We start from the raw sequence: 24,068 nt of genomic DNA on the forward strand, positions 1-24,068 counted from the left end.
AGTGGTAGCCATGAGCAGCACGAAGCTATCCGGCGCCGCCGGTTTCGAGGAAACCTTGCGGGGCTTCTGGGCTACCCGCCCGATGCGGCCTCGCACGGGCGGCAAGCTGGGTGGCGTGTCCGCCGCGATCGGCACGCGGTACGGCATCGATCCGATCCTGGTTCGCGTCGCCTTCGCGCTGGCCACGATCTACGGCGGCGCCGGGGTGGTGCTCTACCTGCTGGGCTGGTTGGTGTTCCCGAAGGAAGGCGATCCGCTGCCGGGCTCGACCGAGCCGACCCGGGAACCGACGTCCACCGGGCTGGCCGTGGTCCTTGTGCTGCTGCTGATCCCCGGCGTGTTCTGGCTGACGAGCTCGCCGGCGATCATCGGCGTGGCCCTCGGTCTCGGCGCGCTCTACCTGCTGCACCGCAACTACGGCGACCGCGGCGTCACGCCGACGGCGACAGCACCGGCCACAGCGGCTCCCGTCGCCGGTCCACAGCCGGCGGTTCCGGTGGCCGAGAACACCTGGGTCTACCCCGGCGTCGCATCGACCACGACGAACGCAGCGCAGGCCGAACAGCCGCCACAGCAGCCGCCGGCCTGGGACCCGCTGGGGGCCGCACCGTTCGCCTGGGAGTTGCCCGAACCGAGCGAACCCGAGGAACCCCAACCGCCGCCGCGGCCCAAACGGCGCTGGATCACCATCGCGACCCTGGCGCTGGCGGCGTTCGCATCCGTCCTGGCTGCGGCGATCGGCGCGCCGCCGGAGTCGGCGCTGGCGATCGCGCTCGCCGTGCTGGGGCTCGGCATGATCGGCGGCGCGTTCCTGCGGGGCGGTCGCGGTCTGATCGGGGCCGCGATCCCGGTCGGCGCGTTGGCCATGGCGATGGCGGTGCTGCCGATGGGCGACTTCACCGGGAACATGGGCAGCGACGAGGTGCGGCCCACCTCGATCGAGAACGTGCTCCCGCACTACCAGCGGTCGGCCGGTTCCGTCCTGTTCGACCTGCGGGACCTGCAGATCACCGACGGCCAGGAGCTGCGCACCGGAGCCAAGGTCGGGTTGGGCGACATCACCGTCCAGCTGCCCCCGAACGTGGACGTGACGGCGCGGTGCGCGTCGGAACTGGGCGACGTGCGGTGCTTCAACGACACGGCGGACGGCCGGGGGGCGGACATCTCGGTCACCGACCAGGGCGAAGACGGCCCCGGCGGTGGGCACATCGTGCTCGACCTCGTGGTGGGCACTGGAAGCGTGGAGGTCACCCGTGGCTGACAACGAGATCAACCGTCGTCCCGACCGGGACGATCCGGACGTGGTGACGCTGGTCGCCGGCTTGCTCTCGGTCGCTGTCGCGGGCGGCCTGCTGTTCGGCTTCGGCGGTCACATCCAATGGCTGCTGGCGGTCGCCGCCGTCGTGATCGGCGTCGTCATGCTGATCGCCTCGTTCCGCACCCGCCGCGACACCTGAGGTCGTCCCGTCCCAGGCCCTTCGATTTCAATGGAAATCGAAGGGCCGATTTCCATTGAAATTGCGGAGCAGCACCCCGGGATGGGTCTGGGAACGGCGCGTCAGAGCACGATGCCGAGGACGACGCAGACGATCCCGGCCAGCGCGGCCGCCGGAATCCCGAACGCCAGCAACCGGTGTTGGGTCCGGAGGCTGTCGCGCACCTCCTGCTCGCTGCGGGTGGAGATGATGAAGAAGCCCTTCTGCTCGGGCTTGCCGATCACCAGCGGACCGATCCTGTCGTGCGCCTCACCAAAGATGTACAGCCGCTGACCAGGCCGGATCACCCACTCCTTGTACTCGTAGCCGACCGTGCCGCTGTTGTCGAAGATGTTCGGCAGCTGGAAGCCGAACACGGTCGGCCCCTGCGGGTTGTGCGGCTCGAACCGGTCGACGACCTGCTCCGGCCGATCCGGTTTGGTGCCGTTGGGATCGACGCCGATCAGCATGCCGGGTCATCGCGCAGCGTGTAGCCCTCCCACGACGTGTGCTCGGCGACGGTTTCGCTGCCCCGGTCGACTTGCCGACGACCATCCCGGTAGCGCACCCGCTCGTAGCGACGCTTGACGACATAGCGGAACCAAACGCATTCGCTTGCTGAGCTCGGAGATGAGCATGCCTTCCGGGCGCGGGTGCGCCGCGCCGACGACCTCGCACTCCTTGCGGAATCCGCCCCGCGCGCCGACTTCGTCGGAAGCCTTGCGCAGCAGCTCCAACTCGTTGACCGGCAGGGTTTCCGCGCCGATCATCGCGTGCAGCTCGTCGCGGGCGCGACGCATGAAGTAGAACCCGATGGCGGCCGCGACCAGCAGCACGACCCCGACGATGACCACGGCCATCGGCCCTCCCCAGATCAGTCCCGCCCGACCCTAGTTCCGCACGCCCGGCTCGGGCATCGATTTCGGCAGAACAGCAACGCTCGCCACAACTGGCGCCCGGGACCGCGATCCGCGGGATGGCGATTTCGCGCGAAATCGCCATCCGGCACGCGTGGGGAGCGGCGATTTCGCGCGAAATCGCCGCTCGTTCTCCCCGAGCGGTGCGCGGGATCTGAACGCGTTTCCAAAACACGCCACGCGCGAGACCTGATGCGGAACCGGTGGGCATACTCGATCGATCCACTCGGACCGCTGGGTGCGCGGGAGTGGGGCGCTCCCAGCTACTCGGAAGGAGCCGACATGGCCCCGAGACGACTGCTCGCGGCCGATGCCGCACACGCCCTGCTGGCCTCCGCGCCGCTGTCCGAAGCCGGTGCGACGCCCCGCGCCGAGGTGTTCTTCGACGACTTCTCCGGGTCGGAGCTCGACCGTTCCAAGTGGACGGTCGAGGTCACCGGCGAGAACTTCGGCACCGTCAACCAGGAACAGCAGGCGTACGTCGATTCGCCCGATACCATCTACCTCGACCAGGACCCGTCGACCGGGGCGAGCAACGGTGCGCTGGCGCTGCACCCCCGGTTCGAGCCCGGCCACCAGGCGCCGGACGGCCAGACCTACGACTTCATCTCCGGCCGGATCAAGACCCAGGACAAGGTCGAGTTCACCTACGGCAGGTACTCGGCACGGCTCAAGCTCCCCGAGAACGCCACCGCATCCGGGCTGTGGCCCGCGTGGTGGTCGCTGGGCTCGAACATCGACGCGGGCAAGCCGTGGCCGGAGTGCGGCGAGATCGACGTGATGGAACACGTCGGCGAGCCGTGGACGAGCTCGGCGCTGCACGGCCCGGAGTACCACGGCGACACCCCGTTCACCAGGCGCCAGAACTTCGAGGCCAAGGACCCGGCGGACTGGCATGTGTACGAAGTGGACTGGGCCCCGAACGGGTTGACCTTCTTCGTGGACGACACCGAGACGTACCGGGTCACCAAGCAGGAGATCGAGTCCAAGGGCTGGACGTGGGCGTACGACGACCCGCAGTTCCTGATCCTGAACTTCGCGCTCGGCGGCGGGTACCCGAACGGCGTCAACGGCGTGACGGAACCGTACTTCGGCCTACCGCAGTCCACAGTGGACAGGATTGCGACGGGCAACGTCCGGTACCTCATCGACTGGGTCCGGGTCGTTCCCGTTGCCGATGCTCTTTCGTGATCGGCCGGAATGTTCAGAATATCTCGTGCGACACGGCTAGATGGGTGACGTGTCCCCGGAATGCGGCCGACTGGCCTCGTCCGAAAAGCTTGCGCGATAGCCTTCTCAAACGGGGGAACACGACAAAAATATCCGGGGCCTGGGGTGGAGTGCAGTTTCTGGGAGTTCGGTGCGATCGTGCGGCAGGAGAAGGCCCGGCAGGATGCCGGGCTGGTCTCGGCGGCGGAAGCACGGCGGAAGTTCGATGTGCCGGTGTTCGTGACCTCGGCTCGCAGCGGGCTTGATCAGCCCAACGATCCGCGAGCGACGCTGGAGGCCGCACAGGACAGTGCGCGGGCCAAGGGCTGGATCGACCGCAGCGGCAGGCTGAACGACCAGTGGTACGAAATCGTCTCCGCACTGGCCTATGGTCAGTCGTTCGCTTACCTCTACCTCACCGAGCCGGACAAGCCCGAAACGCGGGCGATGGTGACCGTGAATCACCTGGCGTTCCGTTTCGTCCTCAGCCGCGACCGAGTATGGATCGATGAGCTCGCCCCGAACGCCGCCGGACAGGCGCTCGTTGCGTGCCTGCCCGAAGTTATCCCCGCGGCGGGCCAGGGTGTCACGGTACCGACGAAGATCCTGGCCGCCGCCGGCACGGAGGCCGAGAACCACCAGGCCGACCAGGGCGACTGGATCGCCTACGAACTCGGCCAGGCCGGAATCCGCGCCGGCGACGCCAAGGCGGTCGGCAGACTCGCGAACATGGCGGACCGGATGATCGGGCAGTTCAACGTCGGCATCCGCGAGCCCGACGGCCACAGCTACCTCTGGCCGTGGGCGATCACGACCCACCACAGCCCCACCGGCAGGGTCGCGCGGATCACCCAACTGCCACGGGGCGAGAACACGCTGGTCACCCCAGCCGACACCAAGGTGCTTATCGACGCGCTGCGTTCCTACCGCGACGACCTCCGACGAAAGGTCCGCGACCAGCAGCGATAGACGCTTGCCCCGGTGAGCAGCAGTTCGGGGCTGGGCGATGTGGCTGGTCCTACTTGACTTTGCCCACGAAGAGGGACGGCTGTGCCAGGATCACGGCCGGACGACGATCGAATGCAGGAGGGCACCAGGCGTGAGCGAGCCGATGTCACCGCAGCAAGCCGCAGCAATGCAGGCCGTCGGGATGGCAATGACCCCGTTCAACCCGGTCACCGGCGCCGCGATGATCGCGGCAGGCACCGTGAACGGTCACCAGACCTTCGAGATCCAGCCCGACCAGTTGCCGCGCGTTCTCGCAGGACTCGACGAAGTCCGCGCCAAATACGTCGAGGCGCAACGATTGGCGAGGCAGCTCTCAAACGTCACGCCTCCATTCGCCGACGACGTCACGGTCGAAGCGTTCAAGAAAATCAGCGAACGGGCCCAAGGGGGCGAGGGCTGTCTGTTCGACACAGCGCAAGGCATGATCGACTGGATTGAGGGTTTCAAGGCCGCTGTTCAGCAGGCGATCGAGGACCACCAGCGCATCGATGACGACAACCGGATGGCCTGACTGTGAACACCACACGTACCACCCTCGCTGCTGCGGCGAGCCTTTTCGGTCTCGGTTTGGCCGGCTGCTCCAGCCCGACACCAGGGCAGCCCGAGCCCACCACCGGGGGCGAGACCACGTCAGCAGTGAACGACCCGTTCCGGATCGACCAGCCCAAGAACCTCAAGGCCATTAGCGACCCCTGCCAGCTGCTTAACCGACAGCAGCTGCAAGAAGTTGGCGCGACGACCACTGGGCGACAGGACAAGTCCCAATGGGGTCAAGCCAACTGCGCCTGGGACGACGCCAAGTTGGCCCTGCAGGTTTCACCAGACACAGTCCAAGGCCAGGGCTTGCGGTACACCACGAAGATCGTGGCAGATGGTAAGCCGACAGCTGAGGTCGCGGGGTATCCAGCAACTCACGTTGGGGCCACTAGCGGTTCGTGTGGAACCTATGTGAGCACATCGGATACAGAACTGTTCCTGGTCGACTTCCAGATGGGTACTGAGGATTTCAAAGCATCAGGGTTTTCCGATCCGTGTGCAGCCGCGGACGAGATCGCAGAGATGGTGATCAAGAATCTTCCTCCTGCGTGAGGTCGGATTCGGTAGGGAGCTACGGGAGGGGCTATGGGGGCGTTTGATTGGTTGTTCGGTAAGCAGGCGATACCAGGGCGAGCCGTTGCGGCGTTTGATCACCCGAAGATCTACGGCGAGGTGGAGGCCGGGCCGGGTGTCGCCGCAGCATCGCAGGCCGCCGCGAACTGGCGGGAGCAGGTGAGCTCAGCCTTTGTCGACGCGGACGCCGCGCTGGCTCGGGTGCTCAAGGACTCCGAGATCATGATGCAGGGCGGCGCGGGTGAGCAGGCTCGGGACGCCGTGACGCCGCTGTCGCAAGCGACCCGAGGAGCGATCGAGGTTGCCGCGCAGTCCGGGGCGGCGGTGCAGCAGCAGGCGCAGGGCTCAGCGGACTTCAAGAACGCGTTCCCCCCGCCGTACCGGGTGCCGCCGGACAACATCGGCTGGGGTGACTACGTCAACCCGATCTCCTACGGGATCAAGTCCGGTGTTCGTGCAGCGCACGAGGAGCGCCATGACCAGGTCGAGGCGCAGGCGCGGGAGCAGTACGAGTCCTACACCGGGGCCACCAACGAGCGGGTCAACGGCATCCAGCAGTTCCCGCCGCCGCCCACCTTCGCCGGGAATGTGACTTCGGACCCGTCCACGCCGGTGAACAAGGTCAACCCGAGCACGAACTCCACCGCCACCAGCTCCACCAGCGACACGAGCGCGGGCCGACCGTCGACCCCACACGCCCCCGGCCCGCACCCTTCAACATCGACGCCACCGGCGCATTCATCTGTGAGTCCGTCGCCGCAAGCTCCGGCCGCATCGGGTTCGGCATGGTCGAATCCACCTGCCGCCGGCGCGACTCCACTGCCGGTTACGGCGACTCCAACGCCAGGGCCCAGTGGCGGCGGGTTCGTCGGTAACGCGGTGATCCCGCCCAGCAATTCTGGCGGTGGAACTCCCGCGCCGGAAACAGGCGGCCGAGTCGGCGGCGGTACGGGTTCGGGCCGCGGTGTCGGCCCCGGAACCGATGCGGGTGTTCGCGGCGGTGCGGGCAACGTGGGCGGGGGTGGTCGAGCCGGTGTCGGCGGCCTCACACCCGGCAGCGGCGCAGGCTCAGGCGCGAGTGGCGCAGCGCGTGCTGGCGCGGGTGCTGCGGGCGCGACCGGTGCACCAGGGCGGGGTAAACGTTCCGGCGACGAGGACAAGGAACACACCAACAAATACGCCGAGCCCAACACCGACCCGTGGGACGACCTCGGCCTGCCCAAGACCGCACCGCCCGTGTTCGGTGACTGGTCCGCACAGAACATGGAGGGCAAACCCCCTCGCCCTCCGGAGAAGCGATAACAACCCGCGGTCACCCTGCTCCGGTGCTGGCCACGGCATCCCCTTTTCCCAGGGGGATTCCGCGGCGAGCACCCTTTTTTGACCACATGCGAATGGCCGTTCCTGTCACCACCGGCAACAGGAACGGCCATTCAGGCACCCAGGTCAGTCGCCGAACCGGCCGGCCTTCACCGCGCCAATGAACGCCCGCCACTGAGAGCCGGTGGCGGTGAAGTACCCGGCGGCACGATCCTTGGTGTCACGCACCGCAGCGCCACCACCGACACGACCAACCTCGACACAGTTGCCGCCACTGTTCGACCGCGACGACTTGCGCCACGTCGTGCGGGAGAGGTCCACGCACCAACCTCCTAAGTGTCTTACGCCAGGTTGTCCCTGATCGTACGCAGAAGATCTAGCGATTCGGGAGCAGGTAGCGCCAGGGAACGGACCTCGTCGAAGACGTAACGCAGGGCCGCCACGTCGTCTTCTTTATCAACGGTGTGACCACCAAGCGGCGAGTCCATGAACCCGATCGACTCCTCGTCCGGCCGAGAGAACGCCAACACGATGAACGCGCCAGATGGACTGGCGTGCATGCCCGCTTTGAACGGCAGCACCTGAAGGATCACGTTTGACAACTGACACCGCTCGATCACGGCATCGATCTGCTCGCGCATCACTTCAGGCCCGCCGACCAGCCGATGGAACGCCGCCTCAGCTACCACGGCGCGAAACTCCAAGGGCGGGTTCTCGTCAAGCCTGCGCTGTCGCTCCATGCGTGCCTTCACCCGACGCTGGATATCCGGCGGATTGGTCGTATATCGACCCGCCCGGTGCACTTCGTAGGCGTAGCGCTCGGTCTGCAGCAGCCCGGGAATCAAGTCGAGTTCGAAGTTGTACGCCTCGCTTGCGAAGCTCTCGAACTCGACGAACGGCGCGAACCAGTCCGGCACTCGGTATGACTCCCACCAACCGCGCTGTTCGGCGTCGGCCTGCGTAGCCTCCAGCTGTTCGCGCACGTCGTCCGGTGCTTTGTAGCAATGCAACAGCTTGGCCAGCTCGGTCTTCTTGACCTTGGATCGGCCGGCTTCGATATGCCTGATCTTGCTGACCGAACAGCCCAGGACCTTGGCGGCGTCTTCCACGTCGTAGCCCTGCTGCTTGCGCAGCTTCTCAAGCCAGCTGCCCAGTTGCCGCTGCCGCGCCGATGACATGGCCGTCATCTTAACGATCTCGTAGGTCACAGAGTGTTCACCCGGTTGCGGGACTTGATGATCTGACATTATCGCCGATATCTTCTGATGTGTCAGACGAGATTCATGATTCAGGAGTGAATCCATGTGGTCGTCCACCAGCCGTGTCACCACCTCGCAGGCGGCGTCGTGATGTACCGACCGCACCCGTTCAGCTGGATTCCCGCCTGCGGAAAGCGACATGCCAGCGCCGACACGAAACCCCTTGGCGGCTACCCGAATGGCTTCGTGGTGGCCACGTTGTGCAGGCATCAACTGCCCGCAGACAACTCCGACGTGGCGTGGCTGTGGGAAACCTGTCCCGAGTGCAACGTCAAAGCTCACGAGCTCGCCGGGATTCCGATGCCGAAGGGCGGTACGCGATGACCGACTACGCCCGGCTCGCGAGACTCATGCGGTCCGCGATCGTGATGCTCGGCTTTGCGGTCGACGACATCGAGCGCGGCCTGTGGAACGTTGACGATCTCGAAAAGACCGCGAGAGGCCTCGACTGCCTGGTCGTCGCATTGCGCGACAACACCGCGACCGTTCCCGGCCACGAACTGGCAGTCATCGACGCAACGAGGGCCGACTCATGATCCCCACGCTCATACTCAGTGCAGCTGTTTTCGTTGTCGTCGCGTGGTTCGCGACTCGCCACTTCTCCGAGTACGGCAAACACTCCGGCGGCGGCGACGGCGCGCTGACGGTTCGGCACCTGCTAGCCCAGGCCGCCGCCGAAGCCGCGTCCCGCGGTCGGCACCACCTGCGCGAACCCCAACCCCCACCACACTCCACAAAGGACATCAACGCGCCCCAGCCACCACCGCTGGAAATCCAACGCCGAATCCTCGACGCCCTCCACCGCCTCTAACCCCCGAATCTCGGGCCCGGACGCCGACGCGCCCCCGACCCACGGCACCGGGCCTTGCGGGCCGGTCGGTGCGACTCACCACCCCACGCACCGACCGGCCACCCCACTACCCGACAGCGAGAGGCGTGAAGGGCACCTTCCGCCGGCCGACTCGGCCGGCAAACTCGGCAAAAGATGCCCTTGTCGCAGAACTACAGCCATGTGAACCGTGCGTCTGGTTGTTAACCCTGACGCGCCACCCTTCGGAGCATCCACCGGCCCAACCCCAGTCCAGCCCCAGTCCCAGTCCCGCCTACATGAGACTTCCGTTCGTGGAAAAGAACAGCCATGTCCGATGATCAATCCATCGAGGACCCTCCTACCGGGTCTTGGGCCGCGTTCGGCTACCAGAACCACATCCTGCTCAACAGGTTCGTGCCGCGTGACCACGGCAAGCTGACCGCCCTGTGCGGCGTACTCACCCCACCTGCCGAGGTGTCTGAAAAGGACGATCGTCCGGTGTGCGCATGGTGCGCAGAGCAGGTCCAAACCGGGCAAGTCCGCGTCGAGCTACCACCGGACACGGCCTGACAAAAGGGCGCCGACCGCGGAATCCCTGGGATTCGCCGGCCGCCGAATCCCCTGGAAAGGGTCACCGAGGTCCTGACCCGTTCCGATGAAGCGCGAAGGGCGCCTTCGACCAGTTGTCGAAGGCGCCCTTCGCCTCGTCGGACCTCTCCGGTCACTCCCACTCGATGGTGCCTGGGGGCTTGGAGGTGACGTCGAGGGTTACCCGGTTGACGTCGGCGACCTCGTTGGTGATCCGGGTGGAGATCCGCTCCAGCACGTCGTAGGGCAGCCGGGTCCAGTCCGCGGTCATCGCGTCCTCGCTGGACACCGGGCGCAACACGACCGGGTGCCCGTAGGTGCGGCCGTCGCCCTGGACACCCACCGACCGGACGTCGGCCAGCAGCACCACCGGACACTGCCAGATGTCGCGATCCAGGCCCGCGGCGGTCAGCTCCTCGCGGGCGATCGAGTCCGCCGCACGCAGCGTCGCGAGCCGCTCCGCGGTCACCTCGCCGATGATCCGGATGCCCAGGCCCGGCCCGGGGAACGGCTGCCGGTGCACGATCGTCTCCGGCAGGCCCAGCTCCAGCCCGACCCGGCGCACCTCGTCCTTGAACAGCGCGCGCAGCGGCTCGACGAGCTCGAACTGCAGGTCGTCGGGCAGGCCGCCGACGTTGTGGTGGCTCTTGATGTTCGCTGCGCCGGTGCCGCCACCGGACTCCACCACGTCCGGGTACAACGTGCCCTGGACCAGGAAGTCGATCTGCTCGCCGGCCGCGCCCGCCTCGGCCTGCAGGTCGCGGGCGGCCTGCTCGAAGACGCGGATGAACTCGCGACCGATAATCTTGCGCTTCTCCTCGGGGTCGGTAACGTCGGCCAGTGCGCCGAGGAACCGGTTCACCGCGTCGATGGTCACCAACCGGACGCCGGTGGCGGCGACGAAGTCGCGCTCCACCTGGGCGCGCTCGCCGGAGCGCAGCAGGCCGTGGTCGACGAACACGCAGGTCAGCTGGTCGCCGATGGCGCGGTGCACGAGCGCGGCGGCCACCGCGGAGTCGACGCCGCCGGACAGCGCACAGATCGCCCGCCGGTCGCCGATCTGCTCGCGGATCGCCGCCACCGTCTCGTCCACGATGGACGCGGTGGTCCACTGCGGGCGGACGCCGGCGATCTCGTGCAGGAACCGGCGCAGCACCTCCTGGCCGTGCGGCGAGTGCACCACCTCGGGGTGGTACTGCACGCCGGCCAGCTGGCGCTCGACGTTCTCGAAGGCGGCCACCGGGGTGTCCTTGGTGGCGGCGGTGACGGCGAAGCCCGCCGGGGCCTTGCTCACCGAGTCGCCGTGGCTCATCCACACCGGGTGGTGCCCGGGCAGCTCCGCGTGCAGCGTGCCGCCGTCGCCGCTGATGTCCAGCTCGGTGCGGCCGTACTCGCGGGTGCCGGTGTGCTCGACCGTGCCGCCGAGCGCGGAGGTCATCGCCTGGAAGCCGTAGCAGATGCCGAACACCGGGATGCCCGCGTTGAACAGCTCCGGGTCGATCTGCGGCGCGCCGTCGGCGTAGACGCTGGCGGGGCCGCCGGAGAGCACGATGGCTGCCGGGTCGCGGCGCGCGATGTCCTCGACCGGGATGTCGTGCGGCACGACCTCGGAGTAGACCTGCGCCTCCCGCACCCGTCGCGCGATCAGCTGCGCGTACTGAGCGCCGTAATCGACAACGAGAACAGGCCCCTGCCCCTTGCGGTCGGGGCCGTTGCTGCTTGCGGTACCGGACACGTCGTCGAAACCTCCTGGCGAGAGCGGTGGCGCCCATTGTCCCAGGTAACCGAGGCCACAGCGGCACCGACCCCGCCCCTCCCGCGAGGCCTCGCGGCCCTGGGTCGCGGCCGCAACGGGCGGGGTGCGCGGTCAGCTGAGCTGCTGGGCGGGCAGTACCCCGGCGCGTCGTGGCCGGTCTCGATCGGGTCCTTCCTGGTCACCTGCGTGCTGGTCGTGCCCGTCTTCACCGGGCTGCGGTTGCGGTCCGCCGCAACGTGCCCGCCGTCGTCGCGCACACCTTCGCCGGCACCGCCGCGGCTGCGCTGCGCTGGATGCCGTAGCAGCCGAGTTGCGGCGCCCAGAGGAACTTCCGAGCGCGACAGGTTAGACGTAACTACTCGCCAGTAGCTAGTGCCCGAGCCCCTTTCCGAACCCGTTTTGCACAGAAGGTGGAACCCTGCCGGTGCCCGCCGCCGGAGCCGGCCTCACGCGGAGTGGGCACCTCACCGGAGATCGGCGATTTCGCGCGAAATCGCCAGCCGGGCACTCCGAAATCGGCGATTTCGCGCGAAATCGCCAGCCGGGCACTCCGAACGGGCGGCGTCACGCCCGATCGGCGGCGCGCAGGTACCGCTCGCCGAGATTGGCCAGGTGGTCGCGGAGTTCGGGCGGGCCGACGACTTCGAAGTCCACGTCGAGCATCCCGGCGAAGACCGCCAGCAGGTGCATCGAGTCGACGCCCATGGTCAGCGTGCAGGAGTGCTCGTGCACCGGCTCGATCAGCGCCCAGGTCGGCGTGATCAGCTCGGCGAGGCGCGTCGCGGACCGCGGCATCAGCAGTGTCGCCTGGTACTGCGAGAGCGCGACCTGCAGCCGTTCGCCGAGGTAGGCGACGACGTCGCCGCCGGGCAACTCGCGCGGCGCGAAGCGCGGGCCGGCCGGGATCTTGGGCTCGATCCGGTCGGCCCGGAACGTCCGCCAGTCGGCGCGCTCGACGTCCCAGGCCAGCAGGTACCAGCGCCGGTTCGCGGAGCGGGAGAACAACGTCGTGCACTGGTCGGAGTTCGACGAAGGCGGCCACTTCCCGGCCCTCCAAGCCCCCGACCACCTGACCGAAGACCTCCGCGCCTTATACCGCCAGCTCCGCTGACGCCCCGAAAACTGCGCCGACGCCCGCAAACCGGAGTGCAGCGAACGGCCTGAACTCCTCGATAGACGACACGAACTGTCCGCTCGCTCCAACCGCTCAGCACCGGACCCGCGCTACGCGCCCGAATACCGGGTCAACCGCGGAGCATCAGGCCGACCTTCTGGAACTCCTTGAGGTCCCGGTAACCCGTCTTGGCCATCGCGCGGCGCAGGCCGCCGAAGAGGTTCAGCGTGCCGTACGGGTCGCTGCTCGGGCCGAACAGCAGCTTCTCCAGGTCCGCCCCGGAACCGGCGAAGCCGACGATCTCGCTGCGCGGCAGGCTCGGGTGCGCGGCGGCGGACGTCCAGTAGTAGCCCTGCGCCGGCGTCTCGGCCGACTCGGTCAACGCCTCACCGAGCATCACGGCGTCGGCACCGCAGGCGATCGCCTTCGCGATGTCCCCCGAGTACGACAGGGCACCGTCGGCGATCACGTGCACGTAGCGCCCGCCGGTCTCGTCCAGGTAGTCGCGGCGGGCCGCGGCGGCATCGGCGATCGCGGTCGCCATCGGCACCCCGATGCCCAGCACCTGCGTGGTGGTAGCCGCGCGGGACTGCCCGAAGCCGACGATCACCCCGGCCGCGCCGGTGCGCATCAGGTGCATCGCGGTGCGGTAGTCACCGACCCCACCGGCGATCACTGGCACGTCAAGCTCGGCGATGAACCGTTTGAGGTTCAGCGGCTCGCCGTTCCGGGCCACGTGCTCGGCGGAGATGATGGTGCCCTGCACGACCAGCAGCTCGACGCCGGCCGCGAGCAGGTCCGGGGTCAGCTCCTCGGCATGCTGCGGACTGACCCGCGCCGCCACGGTGACACCGGAGTCCTTGATCTGCTTCAGCGCGGTGGCCAGCAGGTCCGCCCGGATCGGCGCGGCGTGCAGCTGCTGCAGCAGCCGGATCGCGGCCTCCGGGTCGCTGTTCTCCTCCGCGGCGCGGACCACCTCGAACAGCTTCTCCTCGACGTTCTCGTGCCGCGCCCACAGCCCCTCGGCGTTCAGCACCCCCAGACCGCCGAGCTCGCCGATGCGCACCGCGGTGGCCGGCGAGACGATCGCGTCCGTCGGGTGCGTGACCAGCGGGATGTCGAAGCGGTAGGCGTCGATCTGCCAGGACAACGAAACGTCCTTCGACGACCGGGTCCGCCGGGACGGCACGATCTCCACGTCGTCCAAGTCGTAGCCGCGCATGGCCGTCCGGCCCATGCCGATCTCAACCTGATCCCGCACGTCAGTCCCTCCTCGCAGCACCGCTGTCCAACGGAACATTCTCGCTGCGGCATCCGGGCGACGTACAACTGGGGCACCTAAGCTCGCGCTGCCGCCGTCTCGCACTGCCGCAGGTGAGGTGGAGCGAACGGCCCGTTCGCTCCCTCACAAACGAGGCAAACGGTCCGTTCACCCCCGCCATCCCGCGCCGGAGACGACCCGGCCGCCGCCTCGCGGGGAGACGGCGGCCGGGTCGGTGGTGCTCAGCGGGTGGTGTAGTTCGGTGCCTCGACGGTCATCGTGATGTCGTGCGGGTGGCTCTCCTTGAGCCCGGCCGCCGTGATCCGCACCAGCTTCGCGTCTTGTAGCTCCGGGATGGTGCTGGAGCCCGTGTAGCCCATGCCTGAGCGCAGACCGCCGATCAGCTGGTCCACGACCTGCGCCAGCGGCCCGCGGAACGGCACCCGTCCCTCGATGCCCTCCGGCACCAGCTTGTCCTCGGACAGCACGTCGTCCTGGAAGTACCGGTCCTTGGAGTACGACTTCGCCTGGCCCCGCGACTGCATGGCGCCCAGCGAACCCATGCCCCGGTACACCTTGAACTGCTTGCCGTTGACCAGCACCAGCTGGCCCGGCGACTCGGCGGTACCGGCCAGCAGGCTGCCCAGCATGACGCTGCTCGCACCCGCCGCGATGGCCTTCGGGATGTCGCCGGAGTACTGGATGCCGCCGTCGCCGATCAGCGGCACGCCCGCCGGGCGGCACGCCATGCTCGCCTCGTAGATGGCGCTGATCTGCGGCACGCCGACCCCGGCGACGACGCGAGTGGTGCAGATCGAGCCCGGCCCGACTCCGACCTTCACCGCGTCCGCCCCGGCGTCGACCAGCGCCTGCGCGCCCGCCCGGGTCGCCACATTGCCGCCGATGACGTCGACGGAGTTGCCGAGTTCCTTCTTCAGCGTCGCGACGGTGTCCAGCACGGCGCGCGAGTGCCCGTGCGCGGTGTCCACGATCAGCACGTCGATACCCGCGTCCACCAGCGCCATCGCGCGCTCGTGCGAGTCCGCGCCGACGCCGACCGCGGCACCGCACAGCAGCCGGCCGTCCGGGTCCTTGGTGGCGCTGGGGTACTGCTCGGTCTTGACGAAGTCCTTGACGGTGATCAGCCCGCGCAGCTTGCCGGCGTTGTCGACGATCGGCAGCTTCTCGATCTTGTTTCGCCGCAGCAGCCCGAGCGCGGCCTCCGCAGTGACGCCGACCTGCGCGGTGATCAGCGGCGTGGCGGTCATCACCTCGCGCACCCGGCGGGTGTAGTCCACCTCGAACCGCATGTCGCGGTTGGTGATGATGCCGACGAGAGTGCCGTCCGGGTCGGTCACCGGGACACCGGAGATGCGGAAGCGGGCGCACAGCGCATCCACCTCGGCGAGGGTGTCGTCCGGCGAGCACGTGACGGGGTCTGTGACCATGCCGGCCTCGGAGCGCTTGACCACCTCGACCTGGGCGGCTTGCTCCTCGACGGACAGGTTGCGCTGCAGGATGCCGACCCCGCCCTGCCGTGCCATGGCGATCGCCATCCGGGCCTCGGTGACCGTGTCCATCGCGGCCGACAGCAGCGGCACCCGCAGCCGGATGTTGCGGGACAGTTGGGTGGACGTGTCAACGCTGCTGGGGATCACGTCGGATTCGTCGGGCAGCAGCAGGACGTCATCGAAGGTCAGACCCAGTGTTGCGAACTTCGAGGGGAGGCCGGGTGCGGAGAGTTCGCTGGTCATGGCGAGGGATGTGCCTTCCTTCACGCTGTGGTCCACAAACCTGCGGATGCGGATTGGATGTCCTCGGCGATTACGTCGTGCAACGTGGCATCGGCGGCGGGGATTCCCTCAATGATAGAGACGAGATAGAGACGACAGGTCAGGGCCCGTTTGCCCGTCTGCGCAGACGTGTGCCACGCCACGGCGAGCACCGAAATCCGCCCCGACAACCCCACGCGGTCGACGCAGCCGGTAGCGTGCGGGCCGTGCCGCACGATCCGATGCCACCAGACCCGTTCGCGGGTGACCCGGAAGATCCGAGCATGGCACTCGGCGATCACGACGCCGACGACGGACCGCCGCTCGGCGACGAGGAGCGGGCCGAACTGCTCGCCGACCTGACCGATCTCGCCGTCTACCAGGCATTGCTGGAGCCCCGCGGGCTCCGCGGCATCGTGGTGGACTGCGCGGACTGCGGCGAATGCCATTACCACGACTGGGAGTTGCTGCGCGCCAGCCTGGAGCAGCTGCTGCACGACGGCCAGATGCGCCCGCACGAGCCGGCGTTCGACCCGAACCCCAGCGCCTACGTCACCTGGGAGTACTGCCGCGGCTACGCGGACGGTGTGACGGAAAGCGAAACCACCCACTGAAGCTTTCCACCGCACACGAACGAAGAAGAGGGGCTCCCCACCGAGAGCCCCTCTTCTGTTTCAGGAGTACTGGGCAGTCATTCCGTCACGGATTGCTGCTGCTCTTCTGGGGGAAGAGATCCGAGCCCCAGCCGCTGGACGGCTGTTCCGAGCTACCGCTGGTCGCGCTCGGCGATGTGCTCGACACCGGCGGCGTGGACGACGACGGCGGTTGCGACGAGCTGTCCGTCGGAGGCACCGGCGGGGGCAGCGGCTGCGAAGGCGACGGCGAAGTGCTCGGCGTCGGCGGCGTCTCGGACGTCGGCTGCTGCGAGGTCTGCTCGTGCTCGTGGTCCATCCGCGCGGTCAACGAAGCGTGCGCGGCGCGCAGGTCGGACAGGCCGTGCTCGTCGTCGACGCCCCGCATCTGCTCCTGCGCGGACCGCAGCGCGGCCTCGGCAGCGGTGCGGTTGCCCTGCTCGATCGCACCCTCCGCGGTGTTCAGCTCCTCGCGAGCCGAGCTCGCGGCCACGACCGCGCGGGTGTGGTCGGTGTAGAGGACCTGGGCGACGCCCCACAGCATGTCGCCGGGCTGCGCGTCGCGAGCGGCCACGCCAACACCGGTGAACGTGATCATCAGGACCGCGGCGGCGGTGGCGACCGGCACCAGGTGCCGGCGCTTGAGCCTGCGGCGCGGGCGGTTGCCCGCCGCGATCGCCGAGGCTGCGGTCTCCACGTTGACGAGAGCGCCGATCGGCGCGGCGTCGATGTCCTGCCGCCACGCGACCAGCAGCGCCTCCAGGCTGGGGCGCTCGTCGGCCTGCGCGGCCACGTCGGGGTTGGTTCCGCCGAGCACGTCCAGCAGCGCGTCGTCGGCTTGCAGCGCGCTCAGGTCGATCGGTTCTTCGCCGAAGTCGTCGAAGTCGACAAGCTCGTCGCTCCCGTCGGCCGGGCGCGGCCGGAAGTCGAGCACATCAGCACCGCCCGTCTCGGCGGACGCGGTGTCGCATTCGGTGGTTTCGGACTCGGCCGAGTCGGAATCCCGATGGTTGTCGATCAGTTCCGTTCCCTCGTCTGCGCACTCCTCAGCGGGCGTCAGGTCCCGCTCGTCTGCACCGCGCGAACGGTCCTCGTGCCGACCGGACTCGACAGGGTCGCGTCCCGCCTGCTCCCCCTCGGGCCCCTTCCGCTCAGCCATTCAGACCACCTCCTCCGCGGACAGCGTCTTTCGCAGCCGGGCCAACGCGCGGTGTTGAGCCACGCGTACCGCGCCCGGCGTAGAACCGACCGCTTCGGCGGTTTCCTCCGCCGACAACCCGACGACCACCCGGAGCAACAGAATCTCCCGCTGCTTGGCCGGGAGGACGCGAAGCAGTTGCGCCATCCTGCCCGAAAGCTCACCCTGCATGGCCCGCTGCTCCGGTCCGGCCTGGGATTCCGGGGTGTCCGGAACGTCTGCGACCGGTTCGGAGCGGTTGCGTGCCGACGCACGATGCGCATCAGCCACCTTGTGTGCGGCGATGCCGTACACGAACGCCAAGAATGGACGACCCTGGTCCTTGTAGGTGGGCAGCGCGGTCAGTACCGCGAGGCACACTTCCTGGGCCACGTCATCCGCCGAAGCGAACGACCTCTCGTTTCGTCCGACTCTGGCGCGGCAGTACCGCACCACCAAAGGACGGATTTCGGCCAGCAAGCGCTCGATCGACTGACGATCGCCGTCGACGGCGGCGCCTACTAGAGCGTCCAGCCCGTCCTCCACGTTGGTCATCGCAGACAGCAGCCCTGGTGTTACGCGTTCAAGCGATTCGGATTCGTCCGGCGGAAATCGCGTGCCTCGCACGCCGCGCCGAGCTCACCGTACCGGGCAAGGAACGATCGTTGAACAGGGAGTGGGGGGAGGGGGCCGTCGTCGTCACACATTCAGAGATACCAGACGCCGTGCCCGGCGGCGTTTGACCAGGCCACCGGGATCGAGGTGGACCACAAGCGAAGATCTGAGACGATCTTCACAGGGGTAGTACGACCGGGCGACAACGACGATTTCGGGGCATCTTCGCCATTTGCCGCAAACGCCGGTTTCATCCCGCCATGTCCGATCGGGTGGACTGTGGTTCGCGCCGCGCCGGCGACCTCGGCCCGGAATCCGGGCCGCGCCGAAGTGACGCGAACTACAGCCGCACTCGTAACGTCAGCTCGCTCCAAGCCAACGCCCTCGCCGAGCACCGGCAGCTCGGGATCGTCCTGCCGGTGCGCTCCGATCGGCAGCCGCGCGGTGATCACCGCGCGCGGCGATCACGCGACGAGGCCGCGGCGGAAACCGTGCGCCACCGCTTGCGCACGGTCTCGCACGCCGAGCTTCCGGAACAGCCGGCGCGCGTGGGTCTTGACCGTGTCTTCCGAGAGGTAGAGCTCCCGGCCGATCTGGCCGTTGCTCTTGCCCTGGCTCATGCCCCGCAGCACTTGGAGCTCGCGCTCCGTCAGCTGCACACCGGGGTCGGACGGCTGTCGGGGTGCGGGCACCGAAGTGCTCGCCAACGTGTGCGCCAGCGCCGCGACCAGCTCCGGCCGGGAAGCATCCCAGCGGAGGTAGCCACGGGCTCCACCGGCGATCGCGGCGGCGATGCTCGCCGCGTCGTCCGGCGCACCGAACACGATCACGTTCGCTTGCGGATGCGCAGAGACGAGCCGACGGGTGGCCTCGACGCCGTTGGGCACCGCACGCTGGGTGCCCACCAGCACGACGTCGACGGCCTGCCGCGAGAAGCGGGCCAACAGCTCGTCACCATGCGCAACGCAATCGATTCGACTCACTCCGGGGACAGCAGACATCACACGAGTGAGCCCTTCCCGGACGCTACGTCGGTCATCGCAGATCAGGACCGTCGTCACGGGAACTCCTTTCCTGCAGGCGAGTGACGTTCCACCTCCCCTATCGGACGCAGGGGCCAAAACCTTGACACGATCCGGTGCTTAATCCGTCAAGAAATTTTGCGTCCCCCGCGTCGGAGGCGGTTTCACCGGAACGGAGCAAGCCGCCAAGACCGGGTGGTTCACCGCCCGGGAGGCCGCCAGCCACGCCCTGTACCTGCAGTATTCACCCGATTGCACCCAGTCGTGACCGCCGTTTCGCCCGTCCGCACGAACAGTGTCACCCCACTCGTATAGCGCAGTGTGACTTATGACACAATCGTGCCCGATTCAGCTCAGAACGGTCTCCGAAACACGGGCCACAGCGGCATCGAGCGAATCGAGGAGCTCCACATGCGCGGGCAGCGCCTGCTGCGCCCAACCGCCGCCGGCTACGAAGGCGCGGGCGCGCTGCCGGGTGATCGGGATGTCGTCCAGGACACGCGGCGAGGCGTAGTACGACTGGTCCGCCCAGAGCACCACGGCAGCCGGCGCGGAGCGGCGCACCGCCGCGGCCAGCCCCTCCCTCGGCAGCGCGGCACCGAACAGCCGGTGGCCGACGCGGTTGGCCGCGAGCGCCGCGGCGAGCGCCACGAGTTCGAGCTCCTGCGCTTCGCCGGGCACCGGCGCGAGCACCACCGGGCGCGGGTTGACCGGCGCCGGCGCGTTCGCGATCACCGACCGCAGCGCGGTTGACGCGCAGTCGACCAGCAGCTGCAGGACCTCGATGCCGGAGCCGGACCGCTGCCGACGTTCGCTGACCGCGCGCAGCACCGGCTGCAGCATGCCCTGCCAGGTCTCCACGACCCCGTCACTGTCCATCGACTCGATCAGTAACCGCTGCACGGACCAGGAGTCCAGCGCGAGCGCCGCGCGCCCCAGGCCGCGGGTGCGCGATCCGGCTCCGGTGAGCTTCAGCCCGCGCCCGCCAGTATTGGATCCGCCGGCCAACTTGATGTCGCCCGCGCCGTCGAGCACACCGGACAACATCATCGGTCCGTCGCCGGATTCGCCGGACTGCGTTTGCTGCTCGGCCGCATCGGGGTATCGCTGCGGCAGCGGTGCGGCGACGGTGCGCGCGTAGCGGGCCGCCTCCATGGGCGAGGCGCCTCGCAGCAGAGCTCGTTGCATCTGCTCCAGGCGCGCGATGTCGTCCGGGCCGTACCGACGGTGCCGACCACTGGTGTGATCGCTGGGGCCGAGCCCGTACCGGCGATCCCAGGTGCGCAGCGTGGCGGGAGCCACACCGAGCCGGCGGGCCACCGCAGCGACGCTGAGACGCGGCTGGTCGTCCGACGCAGCGTCGTCGGGGCCCTCGACCGGCCCCGGATCGGCGCTCGGATTGGAGGTGTCCTGTCCCTGCACAGGTTCCGGCCGCGTCGTCACGCGGGACATGTTCCGGTTCTGGCTCGTGGAGGGCAAGCCTGCTGGGCGTCGATCTTCGTCACCCAAAGATCACTCCAATGATGAACAGCTTTTGGCGCGATAAGGGTTGAACAAGTTTTGGCGCGGTTCTACGGTCGGATCATGCGAGGCTGCGGCGCCGCCGCAGCGGGGAGGGGACCCACCGCTAGGAGGTGGTTTGCGCAATGGCAGACACTCGACGTCTTCCAGGACCGAACGCCGATATCTGGGATTGGCAGATACGGGGCTCCTGTCGAGGCATGGACAGCGCGTACTTCTTTCATCCGGACGGCGAGCGTGGCCCGGCGCGAGCCCGGCGCGAGGCGAAGGCGAAAGAGGTGTGCCAACACTGCCCGGTGATCGCGCAGTGCCGGACCCACGCACTTGCCGTGCAGGAGCCGTACGGCATCTGGGGCGGACTGTCGGAATCGGAGCGAGAAGTGATCATCAAGGCACGCAAGCGCCAGCAGCTGGCGGTCGCAGCCAGCTGATGCGCTTGTGCCGGCCGCCGCGGCGAGGACCGCGAACGGCCACCGGAGTCGAATGACCACGAGGGGCGTCATTCGACTCCGGGCAGGGTGAGAAAGAGATCGGGGCGGCACCCAGGATGTGGGTGCCGCCCCGATCTTTCGCGCGTGCCGGTCCGGCTACGCGGTCACGAGCCCGGGCTCAGTGCCCGTGCCCGTGTCCGTGCCCGGCGGCTTCCGGCTTCTCCTCCGGCTTCTCCACGACCGCGCTCTCGGTGGTGATCACCATGCGGGCGATGGAGGCCGCGTTGGCGACTGCGGAGCGGGTCACCTTCAGCGGGTCGACGATGCCGGACTGGACCAGGTCGCCGTACTCACCGGTCGCCGCGTTGTAGCCGGCGCCCCAGTCGAGGTCGCGGACCTTGGAGACCACGACGGCGCCTTCCTGGCCCGCGTTGTGGGCGATCCAGAACAGCGGGGCGTCGAGCGCGCGGCGCACCAGCTGCACGCCGGTGGCCTCGTCACCGGTGAGCCCGAGGTCGTCGGCCAGCACCTTGGCGGCGTGGATCAGGCTGGACCCACCGCCGGGGACGCTGCCCTCCTCCGCCGCTGCCTTGGCGGCGGCGACGGCGTCCTCGATGCGCGACTTGCGCTCCTTGAGCTCCGTCTCGGTGGCCGCACCGACCTTGATCACCGCGACGCCGCCGGCCAGCTTGGCCAGCCGCTCCTGCAGCTTCTCGCGGTCCCAGTCGGAGTCGGTGGCCTCGATCTCCTTGCGGATCTGGTCGGCCCGCTCCTTGACGTCCTCGGCCTTGCCACGGCCGTCCACAATGGTCGTGGTGTCCTTGGTCACGGTGACCCGGCGGGCCGAACCGAGGACCTCGGGGCCGGCCTCGGACAGCTTGAGCCCGACCTCCGGCGCGATGACCTGGGCGCCGGTGGCGACCGCGAGGTCGTCCAGGAACGCCTTGCGGCGGTCGCCGAAGAACGGTGCCTTGACCGCGACGACCTTCAGCGTCTTGCGGAGCGCGTTGACGGCCAGGGTGGACAGCGCCTCGCCCTCGACGTCCTCGGCGATGATCAGCAGCGGCTTGCCGCCCTGCGCAATCTTCTCCAGCAGCGGCAGCAGGTCCTGCAGGCTGGAGATCTTCTCCCGGTGCACCAGGATCTGCGAGTCCTCCAGCACCGCCTCCTGCCGCTCCGCGTCGGTGACGAAGTGCGGGGAGATGAAGCCCTTGTCGAACTGGACGCCCTCGGTGATCTCCAGCTCGGTGGCCAGCGTCGAGGACTCCTCGATGCTGATCACGCCGTCCTCGCCGACCTTCTCCATCGCCTCGCCGATCAGCGCGCCGATGGTCTCGTCGCGGGAGGAGACGGTGGCGATCTGGGCGATGTTGTCGCGGCCCTTGACCGGGGTGGCCTTGGCCTTGAGCGACTCGACGACGGCGTCGGTGGCCGCCTGGACGCCCTTGTTCAGCGCCGCCGGGTTGGCGCCCGCGGCCAGGTTGCGCAGGCCCTCGCGGACCAGCGCCTGGGCGAGCACGGTGGCGGTGGTGGTGCCGTCGCCGGCGACGTCGTTGGTCTTCGTCGCGACGTTCTTGGCGAGCTGGGCGCCCAGGTTCTCGAACGGGTCGCTCAGCTCGATCTCGCGGGCGATGGTCACGCCGTCGTTGGTGATCTGCGGCCCGCCGAACTGCTTGTCCAGCACGACGTGCCGACCGCGCGGCCCGAGGGTGACCTTCACCGCGTCGGCGAGCTGGTTGACACCGCGCTCCAGCGCGCGGCGCGCCTGCTCGTCGAAGGTGATCTGCTTAGCCATGGTTCCAACAGCCCTTCATGGGTACCTGATCTATTGAGGCCGTACTTGTTCCATCGACAAGTCCCGCTGCCCCGGACGTGCGACCGCCCCGGCGGTCCCGCGGCCGGGACCGCCGGGGCGGCATTGCTCGCTTGGTGCGGAAGCGTCAGTTGACGACAGCCAGCACGTCGCGGGCGGAGAGGATCAGGTACTCCTCGCCGTTGTACTTGACCTCGGTGCCGCCGTACTTCGAGTAGATGACGACGTCGCCTTCCTTGACATCTACCGGGATACGGTTTCCCTTGTCGTCGACGCGACCCGGGCCGACAGCCAGAACCTCGCCCTCCTGGGGCTTTTCCTTGGCGGTGTCCGGGATCACGATGCCGGACGCAGTCGTCGTCTCGGCCTCGCTCGCCTGGACCACGATCTTGTCCTCAAGCGGCTTAATGCTCGCCACGGTGTGACCTCCACCTTCTGGGGCCTTCGAAGCGTTGTCTGGGTTAAGACGGCTCCGTGGCTCCCCGTCGTCGCGGGTGCCGGGGCGCTGCGGTGCCGTTCTGCTAGCACTCTACCGATGAGAGTGCCAACGCTCAACAACTACCCGCACCACGGGATGTCGGAGCACCGGCGAGCGCATGCTCCCGCTCATTCCACCAGCTCGTCCAGCCGTAGCCGGACCGGGAACGGCACCTCTGTGACGAACTCGCCCGCAACGTCCCCCGGATCTTGGTAGCCGAACGGTTCGGCGAGGTGGCAGGCGAGCAACGACACCGGCTCATCGAGGTCGACGATCCAGTAGTGCGGAATTCCCGCGTCGGCGTACTCGTCGCGCTTGATCACGTGGTCAATCCGGCGCGAACCAGGCGAGACGACCTCGACGACGACCACCACCTCGCTCGCCCGCAGCAACCCACCGTCCTGTCGAACCCGCTGCCGGGCCTTCCGATCAACAACGATCAGATCTGGACGCCGCACGAAGCCAGGCCGATCGGCCGGCACGAGCGCCAGATCGACGTCGAGTTCCAGGAGCTGCTCCAGATGACGCGGCAACTGCGGAGCGATCTGCGTGGCGAGCGCCAACAACGCGGCACCATGATCGGGCGACGGGCTCGGTGACACGACCAGGCTTCCCTCTTGGAGTTCGTAGCGGTGGCGATCGTCCTCGCCAAGCTCGGCGTACTCCGCGACCGTCAGCAAGTGGTGGGGCGTCTTGGGCACAGCAGTCATGATGACTCCTCACGATGCCGGTTGCGGCGATTACAGATCGTAGCGGAGCGGCTTGTGGGCGCTGTCACC

At 68.3% G+C, this 24,068-nt stretch carries 28 protein-coding genes; 13 read left to right on the top strand and 15 right to left on the bottom strand.

Annotated elements, in window-relative coordinates; translation table 11 throughout:
- The first annotated feature begins 10 nt into the window (after positions 1 to 10).
- Positions 11 to 1,261 carry a PspC domain-containing protein gene (locus tag ACRXBZ_RS15850; RefSeq protein WP_433879780.1) on the top strand — a complete coding sequence of 417 codons (1,251 nt, stop codon included), beginning with the start codon at positions 11 to 13 and terminating at the stop codon, positions 1,259 to 1,261.
- The gene (locus tag ACRXBZ_RS15855) at positions 1,254 to 1,457 is read left to right on the top strand and encodes a hypothetical protein (RefSeq protein WP_433879781.1); all 204 of its coding nucleotides are present in this window, start codon (positions 1,254 to 1,256) and stop codon (positions 1,455 to 1,457) included. Before ACRXBZ_RS15850 ends, ACRXBZ_RS15855 begins: the two co-directional genes overlap by 8 nt.
- Positions 1,458 to 1,558: 101 nt before the next feature.
- On the opposite strand, the gene ACRXBZ_RS15860 is transcribed toward ACRXBZ_RS15855, so the two are convergent.
- Positions 1,559 to 1,945 (bottom strand): GIDE domain-containing protein, encoded by a 387-nt coding sequence (locus ACRXBZ_RS15860; protein WP_433879782.1) that lies wholly within the window; start codon positions 1,943 to 1,945, stop codon positions 1,559 to 1,561.
- Positions 1,946 to 1,951: 6 nt separating this feature from the next.
- Positions 1,952 to 2,335, bottom strand: coding sequence for a hypothetical protein (locus ACRXBZ_RS15865; protein WP_433879783.1), 384 nt, complete (start codon positions 2,333 to 2,335; stop codon positions 1,952 to 1,954).
- A gap of 339 nt (positions 2,336 to 2,674) precedes the next feature.
- Between ACRXBZ_RS15865 and ACRXBZ_RS15870 the strand changes: the two genes are divergently transcribed.
- From ACRXBZ_RS15870 to ACRXBZ_RS15890, 5 genes are all read left to right on the top strand, one after another.
- On the top strand, positions 2,675 to 3,583 hold the full coding sequence (locus ACRXBZ_RS15870) for a glycoside hydrolase family 16 protein (protein WP_433879784.1): 909 nt from the start codon (positions 2,675 to 2,677) through the stop codon (positions 3,581 to 3,583).
- 177 nt (positions 3,584 to 3,760) lie between these two features.
- Positions 3,761 to 4,570, top strand: a complete 810-nt coding sequence (locus tag ACRXBZ_RS15875) for an ESX secretion-associated protein EspG (RefSeq protein WP_433879785.1) — start codon at positions 3,761 to 3,763, stop codon at positions 4,568 to 4,570.
- A 130-nt stretch (positions 4,571 to 4,700) separates the two neighbouring features.
- Positions 4,701 to 5,120, top strand: a complete 420-nt coding sequence (locus ACRXBZ_RS15880) for a hypothetical protein (RefSeq protein WP_433879786.1) — start codon at positions 4,701 to 4,703, stop codon at positions 5,118 to 5,120.
- Between the two features lie 2 nt (positions 5,121 to 5,122).
- A complete protein-coding gene (locus ACRXBZ_RS15885) occupies positions 5,123 to 5,698 on the top strand; it encodes a DUF3558 domain-containing protein (RefSeq protein ID WP_433879787.1) in 576 nt (191 codons plus the stop codon).
- 33 nt (positions 5,699 to 5,731) lie between these two features.
- Positions 5,732 to 7,021: a hypothetical protein gene (locus ACRXBZ_RS15890; RefSeq protein ID WP_433879788.1), complete on the top strand. Its 1,290-nt coding sequence runs from the start codon at positions 5,732 to 5,734 to the stop codon at positions 7,019 to 7,021.
- 144 nt (positions 7,022 to 7,165) lie between these two features.
- On the opposite strand, the gene ACRXBZ_RS15895 is transcribed toward ACRXBZ_RS15890, so the two are convergent.
- Positions 7,166 to 7,360, bottom strand: coding sequence for a DUF397 domain-containing protein (locus ACRXBZ_RS15895; RefSeq protein WP_190820908.1), 195 nt, complete (start codon positions 7,358 to 7,360; stop codon positions 7,166 to 7,168).
- 20 nt (positions 7,361 to 7,380) lie between these two features.
- On the bottom strand, positions 7,381 to 8,247 hold the full coding sequence (locus tag ACRXBZ_RS15900) for a helix-turn-helix domain-containing protein (RefSeq protein ID WP_433879789.1): 867 nt from the start codon (positions 8,245 to 8,247) through the stop codon (positions 7,381 to 7,383).
- A 96-nt stretch (positions 8,248 to 8,343) separates the two neighbouring features.
- Between ACRXBZ_RS15900 and ACRXBZ_RS15905 the strand changes: the two genes are divergently transcribed.
- From ACRXBZ_RS15905 to ACRXBZ_RS15920, 4 genes are all read left to right on the top strand, one after another.
- The gene (locus ACRXBZ_RS15905; RefSeq protein WP_433879790.1) at positions 8,344 to 8,622 is read left to right on the top strand and encodes an HC3 family zinc finger protein; all 279 of its coding nucleotides are present in this window, start codon (positions 8,344 to 8,346) and stop codon (positions 8,620 to 8,622) included.
- Positions 8,619 to 8,834, top strand: a complete 216-nt coding sequence (locus ACRXBZ_RS15910) for a hypothetical protein (RefSeq protein ID WP_433879791.1) — start codon at positions 8,619 to 8,621, stop codon at positions 8,832 to 8,834. The genes ACRXBZ_RS15905 and ACRXBZ_RS15910 overlap by 4 nt, the downstream gene beginning before the upstream one ends.
- Positions 8,831 to 9,109, top strand: a complete 279-nt coding sequence (locus ACRXBZ_RS15915) for a hypothetical protein (protein ID WP_433879792.1) — start codon at positions 8,831 to 8,833, stop codon at positions 9,107 to 9,109. Before ACRXBZ_RS15910 ends, ACRXBZ_RS15915 begins: the two co-directional genes overlap by 4 nt.
- Positions 9,110 to 9,436: 327 nt before the next feature.
- A complete protein-coding gene (locus tag ACRXBZ_RS15920; protein ID WP_433879793.1) occupies positions 9,437 to 9,679 on the top strand; it encodes a hypothetical protein in 243 nt (80 codons plus the stop codon).
- A 151-nt stretch (positions 9,680 to 9,830) separates the two neighbouring features.
- Here the strand turns inward: ACRXBZ_RS15920 and guaA are convergent, their stop codons facing one another.
- The 4 genes from guaA to guaB all read right to left on the bottom strand — a co-directional run bounded on the left by guaA (position 9,831) and on the right by guaB (position 15,582).
- Complete coding sequence (guaA, locus tag ACRXBZ_RS15925) at positions 9,831 to 11,432, bottom strand: glutamine-hydrolyzing GMP synthase (RefSeq protein ID WP_433879794.1); 1,602 nt, start codon at positions 11,430 to 11,432, stop codon at positions 9,831 to 9,833.
- Between the two features lie 585 nt (positions 11,433 to 12,017).
- The gene (locus ACRXBZ_RS15930) at positions 12,018 to 12,458 is read right to left on the bottom strand and encodes a WYL domain-containing protein (protein ID WP_433879795.1); all 441 of its coding nucleotides are present in this window, start codon (positions 12,456 to 12,458) and stop codon (positions 12,018 to 12,020) included.
- Positions 12,459 to 12,697: 239 nt separating this feature from the next.
- A complete protein-coding gene (locus ACRXBZ_RS15935) occupies positions 12,698 to 13,828 on the bottom strand; it encodes a GuaB3 family IMP dehydrogenase-related protein (protein ID WP_433879796.1) in 1,131 nt (376 codons plus the stop codon).
- Between the two features lie 242 nt (positions 13,829 to 14,070).
- Entirely contained in the window at positions 14,071 to 15,582 is a 1,512-nt protein-coding gene (gene guaB, locus ACRXBZ_RS15940; protein WP_433883891.1) for an IMP dehydrogenase, read from the bottom strand.
- Between the two features lie 260 nt (positions 15,583 to 15,842).
- Between guaB and ACRXBZ_RS15945 the strand changes: the two genes are divergently transcribed.
- Positions 15,843 to 16,214, top strand: a complete 372-nt coding sequence (locus ACRXBZ_RS15945) for a DUF5319 domain-containing protein (protein ID WP_168589905.1) — start codon at positions 15,843 to 15,845, stop codon at positions 16,212 to 16,214.
- Between the two features lie 85 nt (positions 16,215 to 16,299).
- Here ACRXBZ_RS15945 and ACRXBZ_RS15950 read toward each other — a convergent pair whose 3' ends face one another.
- The 4 genes from ACRXBZ_RS15950 to ACRXBZ_RS15965 form a co-directional block, all read right to left on the bottom strand.
- Positions 16,300 to 17,391: an anti-sigma-D factor RsdA gene (locus ACRXBZ_RS15950; RefSeq protein ID WP_433879797.1), complete on the bottom strand. Its 1,092-nt coding sequence runs from the start codon at positions 17,389 to 17,391 to the stop codon at positions 16,300 to 16,302.
- Positions 17,392 to 17,964 carry a sigma-70 family RNA polymerase sigma factor gene (locus tag ACRXBZ_RS15955; protein ID WP_433879798.1) on the bottom strand — a complete coding sequence of 191 codons (573 nt, stop codon included), beginning with the start codon at positions 17,962 to 17,964 and terminating at the stop codon, positions 17,392 to 17,394.
- 524 nt (positions 17,965 to 18,488) lie between these two features.
- Complete coding sequence (locus ACRXBZ_RS15960; protein WP_029536209.1) at positions 18,489 to 19,085, bottom strand: response regulator transcription factor; 597 nt, start codon at positions 19,083 to 19,085, stop codon at positions 18,489 to 18,491.
- 309 nt (positions 19,086 to 19,394) lie between these two features.
- Positions 19,395 to 20,498 carry a MerR family transcriptional regulator gene (locus ACRXBZ_RS15965; RefSeq protein ID WP_433879799.1) on the bottom strand — a complete coding sequence of 368 codons (1,104 nt, stop codon included), beginning with the start codon at positions 20,496 to 20,498 and terminating at the stop codon, positions 19,395 to 19,397.
- A 194-nt stretch (positions 20,499 to 20,692) separates the two neighbouring features.
- On the opposite strand from ACRXBZ_RS15965, the gene ACRXBZ_RS15970 reads away from it, so the two are divergent.
- Entirely contained in the window at positions 20,693 to 20,998 is a 306-nt protein-coding gene (locus ACRXBZ_RS15970; RefSeq protein WP_029536210.1) for a WhiB family transcriptional regulator, read from the top strand.
- A 178-nt stretch (positions 20,999 to 21,176) separates the two neighbouring features.
- Here ACRXBZ_RS15970 and groL read toward each other — a convergent pair whose 3' ends face one another.
- From groL to ACRXBZ_RS15985, 3 genes are all read right to left on the bottom strand, one after another.
- The gene (gene groL / locus ACRXBZ_RS15975) at positions 21,177 to 22,793 is read right to left on the bottom strand and encodes a chaperonin GroEL (RefSeq protein ID WP_433879800.1); all 1,617 of its coding nucleotides are present in this window, start codon (positions 22,791 to 22,793) and stop codon (positions 21,177 to 21,179) included.
- Positions 22,794 to 22,938: 145 nt separating this feature from the next.
- Positions 22,939 to 23,229 (bottom strand): co-chaperone GroES, encoded by a 291-nt coding sequence (groES, locus tag ACRXBZ_RS15980; RefSeq protein ID WP_433879801.1) that lies wholly within the window; start codon positions 23,227 to 23,229, stop codon positions 22,939 to 22,941.
- Positions 23,230 to 23,417: 188 nt separating this feature from the next.
- Complete coding sequence (locus ACRXBZ_RS15985) at positions 23,418 to 23,999, bottom strand: Uma2 family endonuclease (protein WP_168585442.1); 582 nt, start codon at positions 23,997 to 23,999, stop codon at positions 23,418 to 23,420.
- Positions 24,000 to 24,068 lie beyond the last annotated feature (69 nt).

This window comes from Saccharopolyspora hattusasensis, from assembly GCF_050972075.1.
Classification (GTDB): domain Bacteria; phylum Actinomycetota; class Actinomycetes; order Mycobacteriales; family Pseudonocardiaceae; genus Saccharopolyspora; species Saccharopolyspora hattusasensis.

Coding starts and splice junctions, on each gene's coding strand:
- ACRXBZ_RS15850 (WP_433879780.1), top strand. CDS start 11: ATGAGCAGCACGAAGCTATCCGGCGCCGCCGGTTTCGAGGAAACCTTG.
- ACRXBZ_RS15860 (WP_433879782.1), bottom strand. CDS start 1,945: ATGCTGATCGGCGTCGATCCCAACGGCACCAAACCGGATCGGCCGGAG.
- ACRXBZ_RS15865 (WP_433879783.1), bottom strand. CDS start 2,335: ATGGCCGTGGTCATCGTCGGGGTCGTGCTGCTGGTCGCGGCCGCCATC.
- ACRXBZ_RS15870 (WP_433879784.1), top strand. CDS start 2,675: ATGGCCCCGAGACGACTGCTCGCGGCCGATGCCGCACACGCCCTGCTG.
- ACRXBZ_RS15890 (WP_433879788.1), top strand. CDS start 5,732: ATGGGGGCGTTTGATTGGTTGTTCGGTAAGCAGGCGATACCAGGGCGA.
- ACRXBZ_RS15910 (WP_433879791.1), top strand. CDS start 8,619: ATGACCGACTACGCCCGGCTCGCGAGACTCATGCGGTCCGCGATCGTG.
- ACRXBZ_RS15915 (WP_433879792.1), top strand. CDS start 8,831: ATGATCCCCACGCTCATACTCAGTGCAGCTGTTTTCGTTGTCGTCGCG.
- ACRXBZ_RS15920 (WP_433879793.1), top strand. CDS start 9,437: ATGTCCGATGATCAATCCATCGAGGACCCTCCTACCGGGTCTTGGGCC.
- guaB (WP_433883891.1), bottom strand. CDS start 15,582: ATGACCAGCGAACTCTCCGCACCCGGCCTCCCCTCGAAGTTCGCAACA.
- ACRXBZ_RS15945 (WP_168589905.1), top strand. CDS start 15,843: ATGCCACCAGACCCGTTCGCGGGTGACCCGGAAGATCCGAGCATGGCA.
- ACRXBZ_RS15950 (WP_433879797.1), bottom strand. CDS start 17,391: ATGGCTGAGCGGAAGGGGCCCGAGGGGGAGCAGGCGGGACGCGACCCT.
- ACRXBZ_RS15955 (WP_433879798.1), bottom strand. CDS start 17,964: ATGACCAACGTGGAGGACGGGCTGGACGCTCTAGTAGGCGCCGCCGTC.
- ACRXBZ_RS15965 (WP_433879799.1), bottom strand. CDS start 20,498: ATGTCCCGCGTGACGACGCGGCCGGAACCTGTGCAGGGACAGGACACC.
- ACRXBZ_RS15970 (WP_029536210.1), top strand. CDS start 20,693: ATGGCAGACACTCGACGTCTTCCAGGACCGAACGCCGATATCTGGGAT.
- groL (WP_433879800.1), bottom strand. CDS start 22,793: ATGGCTAAGCAGATCACCTTCGACGAGCAGGCGCGCCGCGCGCTGGAG.
- ACRXBZ_RS15985 (WP_168585442.1), bottom strand. CDS start 23,999: ATGACTGCTGTGCCCAAGACGCCCCACCACTTGCTGACGGTCGCGGAG.